Source organism: Synechococcus sp. R3-13, from assembly GCF_047462195.1.
GTDB lineage: Bacteria > Cyanobacteriota > Cyanobacteriia > Thermostichales > Thermostichaceae > Thermostichus.
This window is the reverse complement of sequence record NZ_JANSIO010000487.1, coordinates 1-10,247: the sequence shown is the minus strand read 5'-3', so window position 1 is coordinate 10,247 and position 10,247 is coordinate 1. Positions and strand designations below refer to the sequence as shown.

Sequence of the window (10,247 nt, the reverse complement as noted above, 5' to 3'; positions counted from 1 at the left end):
CAGTGGAAAAACCGGTTCTCGACGGCGAGGGCCTGAGCAGTGGCAAGGGCCTGGGAGGGGGTTCTCTCCTGCAGTCGATCAGCCACGGCTTGGGTGGTAATGGCCCTAGAGAAGTCAGGGATCAAGGGCTGGAAAAAAGCGGCTGTCCACAGGTTGCAGGCTTCCACTAGCTTTTGGTGTTGCGGGTCTTGGCAGTAGCGGCTGTAGAGCTGCTGCTTGCGGCTAACCTCTGCCGGGGAGTTGTCTGGAATGGCTTCTAGCTTCTGTCGCTCCTGGCTAAGCTCAGCCACCACCTGGTCAGTGTCAAAAGCAAGGGAAAGCTGCCCTGTTTGCAAACTCTGGCACTCGGTGCGATTGCGCTGCTTTAGCGAGCGGGCAGCCTCCTTGGAGTCAGCGCTAACCGGGGTAAAGGCTTCATCGGGGATGCCCTTTTCCAAAATCGCCAAATCCAAGACACCCACCAGCGAATCGCCGCACTTGATGTGGTGATCCAGGAAGGTGAGGGGCTTGCCGGCGCAGTGGGCCTCCAGCCACAGGGCCACGCGGCAGAGTTCCACCGCCAGCGGGTTTTTGTCCACGCCGTAGATGCAGTGCGCCACCACATCGCGGATGGCCTCGCGGACACGCTCGGGGGCGGGTTCCTCTTCGCCGGTGCGGATCTTTGCCAGTTCCTTGCCCAACCTGCGGGCGGCAGCAAGCAGGAAGTGACCGGATCCGCAGGCGGGATCACACACACGGATGGACAAAATCGCTTGCTCTTTTTCCTCAGGTGGGCGAGCGGCTTTCAGCCGTTCTTCGATCACTGGCTCCAGCGCCGAGCGGATGAGTTCGGCCACTAGCTCCGGCGGGGTGTAGTAGGAGCCTGTGCTCTTGCGCTCTGAGCCGTAGCTCAACTCAAAGCGAGGCGCCCCTTGCCCAGTTACAATCTGAGGCTGGTAGTCGAGCAAGCTTTCGTAGACGGATCCCAGTTCTTCTACATCCAGTGCCGCGTAGTTGACCCGCCGAAGGGGAGAGGTGGGGTTTTCTCGGTAGTAGGCTAGGTGCGAAAAGGCTTGCAGCAGATCCCGGTTGCTCAGGCTGCACTCATCCAGCTCCAGAGGGGCAAACAGCTCTCCGTTGAGAGGAGCAGCCCCCAGCAGCTCCGCCAGCTCCTCTTGGGAAAGCACCCTCCAGAGCACCCGCAAGCTGCACCAGAGATCCTCGTGTTCGTCTTGGGCACTTTGCCGATCCAAAAACCGCCGCAGCCGCGTCACGCTGTAGTGCTCGCGATAGAGCGCCGCGCTGCTCATCAACCCCCGCTCTTCGGAAACCAAGAGGAACAGGAACCGGTAGACCAAGCGCAGCAGTTGGCGGTAGAGCTCCCTGGGATCCGACAAGAGCCGCGCTCTCAGCCTCTGGTTCTTGGGATGGGCCAGGAACCCATTTGCCAGCAACCTGATGCACTCCTCAACCCCCTCCCGCAGCCGTTCCCGTACCCGGCCACCCTGCTCCAGGGCCTGTTGGTAGTACTTTTCCAGCAGACAATCCCCTGCTAGCTCTGCCGTTTGGGGCAAGCGGCTGCGGTGCAGCAGCCGAAAGAGGATGGCAAAGTCGTTAAACCGCTGCTCCTCTAGGATCTGCTTCAGGTCAAACTCCACATAGGCCTGCCGACGCACATAGGTGGAATCCCGCAGGAGGCGCAGGGTCAATCCGTTGGTAACAATGCCCCAGAGGTGCTCGCTGCGGTTGAGATACTCCTGCAGCAGCGAGTGGGGTGCCAGGCGAGGCCGGCCAGAAGCCGGCACGCGGCCCAGCTCCTGGCGTGCGCCGACGATGTGCACCGGTGGCGCGTCTTCCGCCTCGCCCATGCGATGCGAGATGGGGAAGTTCATTCCGTCCACCTCGCAGGCGCGCGGTTGATAGCGCACCTCGATCCCCAGCAAACTGAAGAAGGGGATCGCCCAGGCATCGCGGGTGATGCTGGTGGCGAGATCGCTTTCGGGCAGGCGCTGCAGGCGGCTCTGGAAGGCCTCCCAGTACTTTCGACAATCGGCAAAGACCGCGGCAATCTCTTCGACTGGGCCGCGCTTGCTGTTAAAGCCGAAGTCTTCTGGCTTCTGTCCTGGCAGATCCCCTGCCAGCAGCTTTTCGAGAATATCGGGCCCCAACAGGCCTCCTTCGATGCGTACCCCAGAAAACTCGCTCATCGGCAAACCACCGGTTGGAGAACAAGGAGTCCTAAAAGATCGGGGGGAAGCTGCGGCTTCACCTTCAGCCCCCGCCCCTGTAGGGACACGGCTTGGCGGATGCGCCTATGGGCAGCCTCCAGCTCAGCAGCACGCTGCAAAATCCGCTCCCGCGCCGCCTGCTGCAGCCGGTGATCCCTTCCCCAGTTTTCCTCTGTCTCCTGCCACGGGCCGAGACAGGCCAGGAGATGCTGAACCAGCTCCCGCTTTTCCGCTAGCGGTAGGTTCTCATCCGGCTTGGCCGTGGCCAGCAGTTGGAGAGCTGCGCCCGTCTCCAGCCAGCGGGCCTCGCCGCTCTCCAGGCCAACACCGCCTAGCACCAGCACCTCTTCCGCCAAGAGAGGCTGCCCCTGGGGTTGCTCCACCAGGTAGCGCACCCGCAGCAGCAGTAGAGTTGTAAGATCAACTACCGCTCGGGTGCGTAGAGCGCCGCAGCGGGAGACGACAGCATCCCCTTTCTCTGGGTTGTCGAGGGCTTCCTCCAGCAAAAACTGGGCCAGGGCAACCACGACGCGGTGGTTGCGGCCAATGTATTCGGCACCTTCGGGCGTGGGCGAGTCGAAGCTGATTAGCCAGCGCCCGCCTTTGGGAGGGGGCAGGGCCAGGCGAATGGCTTCCGGCAAGGTGGCAGTGGCTTCGGAGCCGACGCTAACCTGGTAGACCCCCGACCGCTTCCCTGGGGTTATGGCTAGGTTGAGGCGCTGGGCGGCAGCCAGGAAGAATTCGCGCACAGCTTCGGGATCCCCTAGCACGGCATCGGTGGCCTCCAGCTCCCGCTGCACTGCCTCAGGCTTGAGGGCCCGCTGGGCAAAACGGGTGCGGTTGCGCCGCTCCTGTTCGACAGAGCGATCCCAGCGCCGGTGAAACTCATCCACTTCCGGCACGCCAAGATCGAGGGTTAGCTGGCGCTCGGCGGACCAGTGTCCCTTGCGCAGGAAGAGGGCTTCGAGCACAGCCTGGGTAACGCTTTCGCTAGCCTCCGGCACAGGCACGTGGGTGCCCAGGGTGCGGTGGATCTCCCGCGCTTTGTTGAGCAACACCTCCAGTACCACGCCATCTACGGGGTTGTCGCGGCCAAAAAAGCGGATGACCTTGACCCGGCTGGCCTTTTGGCCGTAGCGATCCACCCGGCCCTCCCGCTGCTCCAGCCGATTGGGGTTCCAGGGCAGGTCGTAGTGGATGACGGCTGTAAACTTTTCCTGCAGGTTGATCCCTTCCGAGAGGCAGTCGGTGGCCACCAGCACCCGTGGTCGGTCAACTTCCAGGTTCGCGATCTTGGCCTCCCGCTCCTCGTCTCCCATCCTGCCCGTTACACAGGCTACTTGGGCTGGGGATCCCAGCTGTTGCCGAAGGTAACTGTCCAGATACTCCGCAGTGGCAACGTAGCGGCACCAGAGGATGGGATGAAAACCTTCCTGAAGCAACTTTTTCACCAGCTCGATGGCCCGCGCCAGTTTGGTGTCGTGCTCTGGGCCCTGGAGCTGTTTGGCCAGACGGGCCAGGGCCTGCAACCGGCGGCGGTCGCTATCCGGCAGGGTTGGGTCTGCGGCTTCAAGAGCTGGCGTTGGCAGCTCATCGTCGGTACGCTCTTCTGCCGACTCGAACACCCAGCGGCTCAGTTCTGCCTCAACCTCTTCTTCTGCCTCCAGGGTTGCTCCGCTGCGATTGTGCAATGCCGCTACTGCTGCCGCCGGGCTGGACATTACGCAGCGCAAAAGGGCCAGCGCTCCCCAGTAGCGCACTCGCTGCTGGCGCTTCTCTAGTTGCTGCCCTGTGCACACCAATTCCGAGCAAAACCCATAGGTGTCCTCGAACAGCTTGCGCTGCCCCTCAGAAAGGGTGTAGGTTTCATCTTCAGCTTCCCGGGTTGGAAAACAGGTGAGCTCCTGCCAAGTTTCCCGAATATCTCGCCGCGTGCGCTGGACAAAATGACGGGCTAGCTGGACGCGTTGGTCTTCGTTGAGATCCTGGAGATCCCATGTCTCGAACTCGGGCCGCAGCAGCCCCAGCAGCGAGCGGAAGGCCTCTTCGACACCGCTGTGGGGAGTTGCCGTCAGCAGGATCAGGTGGCGGTTGGGGTTTTGGGCCACCGCTTTGAGCAGACTGTGGCGCTCCTGCTGGTTTTTGCCATGGGCCGCCGCTGCCCCATGGACTTCGTCGGCAATGACCAGCTCAGGACAAAATTGCAGAAATGGGTGGCGGTTGCGCTCGGTCTTGACGAAGTCAATGCTGGCCACCTGGACAGGAAAGTGCTCGTAGAGGCTGCGCCCAACAGGGGTTTTTCGCTCCAATTGCCCCACCGTTCCCGAGCGGATGACCACTGGCTCCAGGTTAAACTTCTCGGCCAGCTCGCTGGCCCACTGCTCGCACAAATAGGGAGGGCACAGGACACAAAGGCGTCGGATCTCGCCGCGATCCAAAAGCTCCCTGGCTATCAGCAGCGCCTCGATGGTCTTGCCCACCCCTACGTCGTCGGCAATCAATAGCCGCACCGGATCGAGGCGCAGCGCCATGAGCAAGGGCACAAACTGGTATACCCGTGGCCGAATCGAGAGGCGCCCCAGAGAGCGAAAGGGAGTTGCGCCCTCCCGTAAAATCAGCCGGGCCGCCTGCCAGAGGAGAAGGGTACTGGTGGCATCGGCAGGATGATCCCCAGAGGGCCAAGGAAAGGCGGTAGGCTCCACTCGCTCGAAGGGCAAGGTGCCGCCCACAAGGTTCATCAGGTGTCGGTGAATGCAAACCGCATCTTCTGGGGTGCCGGTGAGGGGCCGCAGCACCACAATTTCTTCTGAATCAGCGGGGAGCACCACCCACTCGCGGTTGCGGCAGCGGACAATCGATCCAGGATGCATGCAGCCTCCATCGGGGGCGCACTAAGATAAAGCTAAGTAGCCTCACACCCATCCCTCTTCGGCGTTGGCACGAGTAGGGCCGTGGTTTCTTTCCTAACCTACACGCAGTACCACCTGAGCTGTCAGTGGCTTCATCAGCAGGGAATCTGGGACATAGTCCGTGCTCTGGCGGAGAGAAACCACCTTTCATTATCTTTTTTGATTTTTTGATGATGTTGCTCGTCTTGCCCCACAACAGACGTGCAGAGCATAGCTTTGCAAGAGTTAGCGCCTCGGCTTGTAAGGTGGAGCGATCGGTTGTGTTAGTCTTAACTCCACAGGGAGCGATTGGGCTGCTTTTCGGCCCCGTGCTGAGTTCTAGAGTGGGCACATGAGCGACAAACAGTTGGATGATTTGCAAGAGGCCATGAGCACCGCGGGTCGCTCAATCAAGAAAGCAGCCCGACGGGGAGCCTATGAAACTGCCCAGGCCATCGGAGAGGAGCGGCGGCGCATCCGTATTCGCACCTTGGATGGCACCGACATTCGCGGCAAGGTGTTTCTGGAGGGGACGGAGTTCGAGCGACGGGTCTCCAGCTTGCTCAACGACGAGCGCACGTTTGTTCCCTTAACCGACTCAGAAATATTTATCAATGGCCGCCGTGTTGCCCATGCGGAGTTTATCTGCGTCAACAAAAACGCCATTTCCTACGTGCTTGAGGAATAGGCACCCAGTCAGGTCTGTCAACTAACCGTTTGGTTTTTTGGGGTGGATGGCTGTTCTGACCTTTGTCTTCTTTCATGAACCCTTCCCTTGTCTCTGACGGATTACAGGCCGGTGAGGTGGGATCCCTGGTCAGCTTGCGTGGGGTTGGCAAGCGCTACCCCAGCCCGTCTGGGGAATTGGTGGCGCTGCGGGATATCAATCTGGAGGTGCAGCGGGGCGAGTTTATCGCCTTGATTGGCCCTTCCGGTTGCGGCAAAACCACGCTGCTGCGTATTTTGGCGGATCTGGAGCAGCCCAGCGAGGGATCCGTGTCCATTGCAGGACGAAGCCCCCGACAGGCCCGGCAGGAGCGGCTCTACGGCTATATTTTCCAGGCCCCGACCCTGCTGGAATGGCGCACGGCTTTGCAGAATGTGATGTTGCCGCTGCAGGTGATGCACCTCTCCAAACGAGAGCGTCAGGAGCGGGCCAAAGCGATGTTGCAGCGGGTGGGGCTGGGGAACTTTTTGCACAGCTACCCCTGGCAACTGTCTGGAGGTATGCAACAGCGGGTTTCGCTGGCGCGGGCCTTGGTCTTTGACCCCGAGCTGCTGTTCATGGACGAGCCCTTTGGGGCCCTAGACGAGATCACCCGCGAGAAAATGAACCTGGAGCTGCTGCGCCTCTGGGAGACTACCCAAAAAACCGTCTTTTTCGTTACCCACTCCATTCAAGAGGCGGTATTTCTCTCCACCAGAGTGGTGGTGATGACCCCCAACCCCGGCCAAATTGCCAAGGTGATCCCGGTAGATCTCCCCCAGCCACGCGGCTTCGAGACCTGGCGCTCCACCCGCTTCTTTGAGCTGACAGGAGCAGTGCTGGAAAGCTTAAGGGAGGTCTTCCGCCAGGACTGACCCCCTGCAAGTCAATTCCAGCAAGGGTAGGATGAGACAGAGCCGGCCTCAAGCCCCCCTTGGGATCACCGACGCGATGAGCAGCACCCGTTATCCGTTTGAGCGTGTTCGCGAGCATTTGCTCTTCCAATCCTTGGAAGATGCCGAGTGGAAGGCATTGACGGCTGCCCTGTTGCCCAGCCGCTTTTCCCCAGGCCAGGTGATCTTTCAAGAGGGGGATCCCAGTAGTGACCTGTACATGATCCTCAGTGGAGTGGTGGAGCTGCGTCGCCAATATGTGCGACATCCGGGAGATTATTGGCTGGCTACGCTGCACGCCGGGCGTTTGTTTGGGGAACTTTCTCTGCTGACGGGACGGCGGCGCTCCTTTACAGCAGTGACCATAACCGAGGTGCAGACCCTGCGCCTCTCCAACGAGGGGCTGATCCTGTTGCCTCTGGAAGTCCAGGTGAAACTCTACCGCGCCTGGAGCCAGATCATCAGCGAGCACCTTTACTGGCTGGATAGTATGTTCACGGATCTGCTGGAGCAGCGAGGGGTAGAAAATGTAGCCTCGGCTATGGCTCTGCTGCACCAGCGCTATCCCGCTTGAAAGAGGCTCAATCCCTGCTCCGCATAGGTTTGCAGGTCAACGTCCACGAAGACGCCCCCCTTGGATCCCAAATTTTGTCTTCAGAATGTTCAGGGGTTGCGATATCATGTGCTAAGCAGCAGCCCCCAGGAAATTTCAAGCAGCGAGGTCAGGAGCAGTGGTTAGGGTAGCCATCAACGGGTTTGGTCGCATTGGTCGCAACTTTTTGCGCTGTTGGCTGGGTCGCTCCCAGTCCAACCTGGACATTGTTGCCATCAACGACACCTCAGATGCTCGCACGGCTGCCCACCTGCTCAAGTACGATTCCATCCTTGGGCCGTTGCAGGGAGCAGACGTTGAGCCTGCAGAAAACGGTTTGGTGGTGAACGGCAAGCATATCTATGCCGTTTCCGACCGCAACCCCAGCAACCTGCCCTGGAAAGAGTGGAAAGTGGATCTTGTTATTGAAGCTACAGGTGTTTTTGTCGACTACCAGGGTGCCTCTAAGCACATAGAAGCGGGGGCCAAAAAGGTGGTGATCACCGCCCCGGCCAAGGGGGGAGACATTCCCACGTTTGTCTACGGTGTTAATCAACACACCTACGACCCGGTGCGGCACAACATTGTCAGCAATGCCAGTTGCACCACCAACTGCCTCGCCCCGATCATCAAGGTGTTGCTGGACAAGTTCGGCGTCCTTCGCGCCACCATGACCACCACCCACAGCTACACCGGCGACCAGCGGATTTTGGATGGGGGCCATCGTGACCTGCGGCGGGCCCGGGCAGCAGCATTGAGCATGGTGCCCACCACCACGGGGGCTGCCAAGGCGGTAGCTTTGGTGATCCCGGAGCTGAAGGGCAAGCTGAATGGGGTGGCGGTACGGGTTCCCACGCCCAATGTGTCTCTGGTGGATTTGGTGGTGCAAACAGAGCGGCGCGTGATTGCCGAGGAGGTAAACGCTGCCCTGAAGGAAGCCTCAGAAACCACGATGAAAGGGATCCTCGCCTATTCCGACATCCCGCTGGTCTCCATCGACTACCGCGGCCACGACTGCTCGGCCATTGTGGATGCGGAGATGACCAGTGTGCTGGATGGGGATCTGGTGAAGGTGATGGCTTGGTACGACAACGAGTGGGGCTACTCCCAGCGGGTGGTGGATCTGGCCGAGTACATGGCTGCTCACTGGGTGGAGTAGGCTGCTTCGGTTGGCTTCCCCATCATTCTCCCATCAAGAACTGGGCAAAAACCTGCCAGCGCTTGCCGTCGTGGAGGAGAAGCGTCAAAGCCGACGCCGTGAAGGAACTTTGAAAAAAACGGGTCTTGAACTGCGGCCAGGCGACGCGAAAGTGGGCGGGGGTTAGGTCTCGGAAGGCCACGGTTATGTGGGGCACAAACGGACGGGCTTGAGCGGTCGTTTCTTTCCGGTTGAGAAGGAGCCCCATGTGGTGATGGGCTTGAGCTTGTAGCTGCTGCAGTTCTGGGGAGGGCACGACGTGAATAAAAATGACACGCGGCGCGAAGGCCCCAAAGCCGGATAACTGGATGGCGACGGGAGTTTGCTGCTTGGCAAAGGCCTCTAGGGATCCCGTCAAGGCCGGCAGATCGGAACTGGGCCACTCGAACGGCGGCACCAGAGTGATGTGGGGAGGCGAGCGCAGGGCCGCTTGGCTGGCAAATTGCTCGGCAAACTGCTGTTTGATGGCTGTCACCTGCTCTTGCAGTGCTGGAGGGGGGAGCAGAGCAAGAAACAGTCGCTGCTTGGGGTTATCCACCAGCATCGGTAAGAACCTAGAGAACAGGGGATAATGCAACTGTAGCCAAGCCCAAACATCTTGTTATGCCGCGTCCTGTCGCTTCTTCCCCTATCCTGGATCCCTCCTCGGCAACCGGATCCCCAGGCCAAGCGCCTCAGCCGGCTCCCATTCCGCCCTACCAGTGGCATTTGTTCCTTTGTGCAGATCAAACCAAGCCCAAATGTTGTGAGAAAGCCGTGGGATTGGAAGCCTGGGACTATTTGAAATCGCGGATCAAGGAATTGAACCTGGAAATCGGGAGCGGGGGATCCCTGCGGGTACACCGCACCAAAGCCAACTGCCTGCGGGCGTGCGACTATGCTGTTCCCGGCCCTGTGCTGCTGGTCTATCCCGGTGGGTTTTGGTACCACTCGGTCACGCCGGAGGTGGTGGAGGAGATTCTTCAAAAGCACATCTTGGGAGGGATCCCTGTTGTTGAGTATCTGGTAGCCCAAGATACCCTCAGCGCCCCTGATCCAAAAGGGCATGGATAGCCTGCACGCACTCTGCCGTCACCTGCTGCAAATCGGCCTTATCGCTGGAAGCAGGGGGGGGAATCACGTCGCCAATGCGCACCGTGATGGGGCAGAACAAGCGCGGCCACCGGGATCCCTTGGGCAAGACCTTTTCCGTGCCCCAAAGGGCTACAGGCAGCAGAGGCGTTTGGGTGCGGGCTGCAACCAAGGCCGCTCCCAAGTGGGGGTGAGGAATGCGGCCATCGGGGGTACGAGTGCCATTCAAAAAGATCCCTACCGCCCATCCCTGCGCCAAAGCTGCTTCCGTGGCCCGCAGGGCAGCGCGGTCAGAGCCGCCTCTTTTGACCGGGTAGGCGCCGTAGAGCTGGATCACCTGCTTCAGCCCCGGCACCCGAAACAGCTCTTCCTTGGCCATGAAGGCCACCGGGCGGCGCACCGCATTGGCCACCAGCGGCGGATCCAAATGGCTGGCGTGGTTGCTGACGACGATGAGGGATCCCTGGCGAGGCACGTTTTCCTGCCCATAGGTGCGCCCAAAATACAGTCCCCGAAACAAGGGGTTGACCACCAGCCACTTGAGCAGCCAGTAGGCCAACCAATCCCGGCGGCGATAACCCATCTGTGAGTCCAACGATCCCTGCCACTCCGGCAGCAGTTCCCTTTCTGAGTGTAGTGGAGGGTGGGTGGTAAACTACTCGACTCCGACCGCTAAGCGGTACGGAGCGGGC

Annotated in this window: 9 protein-coding genes; 5 read left to right on the top strand and 4 right to left on the bottom strand. The window is 60.3% G+C overall.

The window, feature by feature from the left end; all coding sequences use genetic code 11:
• Positions 1-2,186: DNA methyltransferase (locus NW856_RS13485; protein WP_414400670.1), on the bottom strand; the 2,186-nt coding region annotated here is incomplete at its 3' end.
• The gene (locus NW856_RS13480; protein WP_414400669.1) at positions 2,183-5,077 is read right to left on the bottom strand and encodes a helicase-related protein; all 2,895 of its coding nucleotides are present in this window, start codon (positions 5,075-5,077) and stop codon (positions 2,183-2,185) included. The genes NW856_RS13485 and NW856_RS13480, both read right to left, overlap by 4 nt.
• Before the next feature lie 370 nt (positions 5,078-5,447).
• Between NW856_RS13480 and NW856_RS13475 the strand changes: the two genes are divergently transcribed.
• The 4 genes from NW856_RS13475 (at position 5,448) to gap (ending at position 8,445) form a co-directional block, all read left to right on the top strand.
• Positions 5,448-5,783, top strand: coding sequence for a hypothetical protein (locus NW856_RS13475; protein ID WP_414400668.1), 336 nt, complete (start codon positions 5,448-5,450; stop codon positions 5,781-5,783).
• A gap of 74 nt (positions 5,784-5,857) precedes the next feature.
• Positions 5,858-6,676: an ABC transporter ATP-binding protein gene (locus NW856_RS13470; RefSeq protein ID WP_414357705.1), complete on the top strand. Its 819-nt coding sequence runs from the start codon at positions 5,858-5,860 to the stop codon at positions 6,674-6,676.
• A gap of 76 nt (positions 6,677-6,752) precedes the next feature.
• A complete protein-coding gene (locus tag NW856_RS13465; protein WP_414400667.1) occupies positions 6,753-7,268 on the top strand; it encodes a Crp/Fnr family transcriptional regulator in 516 nt (171 codons plus the stop codon).
• 157 nt (positions 7,269-7,425) lie between these two features.
• Complete coding sequence (gene gap, locus NW856_RS13460) at positions 7,426-8,445, top strand: type I glyceraldehyde-3-phosphate dehydrogenase (protein WP_414400666.1); 1,020 nt, start codon at positions 7,426-7,428, stop codon at positions 8,443-8,445.
• Positions 8,446-8,467: 22 nt separating this feature from the next.
• Here gap and NW856_RS13455 read toward each other — a convergent pair whose 3' ends face one another.
• Positions 8,468-9,028, bottom strand: a complete 561-nt coding sequence (locus NW856_RS13455; RefSeq protein ID WP_414400665.1) for a 2'-5' RNA ligase family protein — start codon at positions 9,026-9,028, stop codon at positions 8,468-8,470.
• A gap of 59 nt (positions 9,029-9,087) precedes the next feature.
• Here NW856_RS13455 and NW856_RS13450 point away from each other — a divergent pair, with 59 nt between their 5' ends.
• Positions 9,088-9,537, top strand: coding sequence for a (2Fe-2S) ferredoxin domain-containing protein (locus NW856_RS13450; RefSeq protein ID WP_414400664.1), 450 nt, complete (start codon positions 9,088-9,090; stop codon positions 9,535-9,537).
• On the opposite strand, the gene NW856_RS13445 is transcribed toward NW856_RS13450, so the two are convergent.
• Positions 9,506-10,138: a lysophospholipid acyltransferase family protein gene (locus NW856_RS13445; protein WP_414400663.1), complete on the bottom strand. Its 633-nt coding sequence runs from the start codon at positions 10,136-10,138 to the stop codon at positions 9,506-9,508. The genes NW856_RS13450 and NW856_RS13445 overlap by 32 nt on opposite strands.
• Positions 10,139-10,247 lie beyond the last annotated feature (109 nt).

What these genes read in the sequence shown, in the direction of transcription:
- NW856_RS13465 (WP_414400667.1), top strand. Translation starts at nt 6,753, where the DNA reads ATGAGCAGCACCCGTTATCCGTTTGAGCGTGTTCGCGAGCATTTGCTC.
- NW856_RS13470 (WP_414357705.1), top strand. Translation starts at nt 5,858, where the DNA reads ATGAACCCTTCCCTTGTCTCTGACGGATTACAGGCCGGTGAGGTGGGA.
- NW856_RS13445 (WP_414400663.1), bottom strand. Translation starts at nt 10,138, where the DNA reads ATGGGTTATCGCCGCCGGGATTGGTTGGCCTACTGGCTGCTCAAGTGG.
- NW856_RS13455 (WP_414400665.1), bottom strand. Translation starts at nt 9,028, where the DNA reads ATGCTGGTGGATAACCCCAAGCAGCGACTGTTTCTTGCTCTGCTCCCC.
- NW856_RS13450 (WP_414400664.1), top strand. Translation starts at nt 9,088, where the DNA reads ATGCCGCGTCCTGTCGCTTCTTCCCCTATCCTGGATCCCTCCTCGGCA.
- NW856_RS13475 (WP_414400668.1), top strand. Translation starts at nt 5,448, where the DNA reads ATGAGCGACAAACAGTTGGATGATTTGCAAGAGGCCATGAGCACCGCG.
- NW856_RS13480 (WP_414400669.1), bottom strand. Translation starts at nt 5,077, where the DNA reads ATGCATCCTGGATCGATTGTCCGCTGCCGCAACCGCGAGTGGGTGGTG.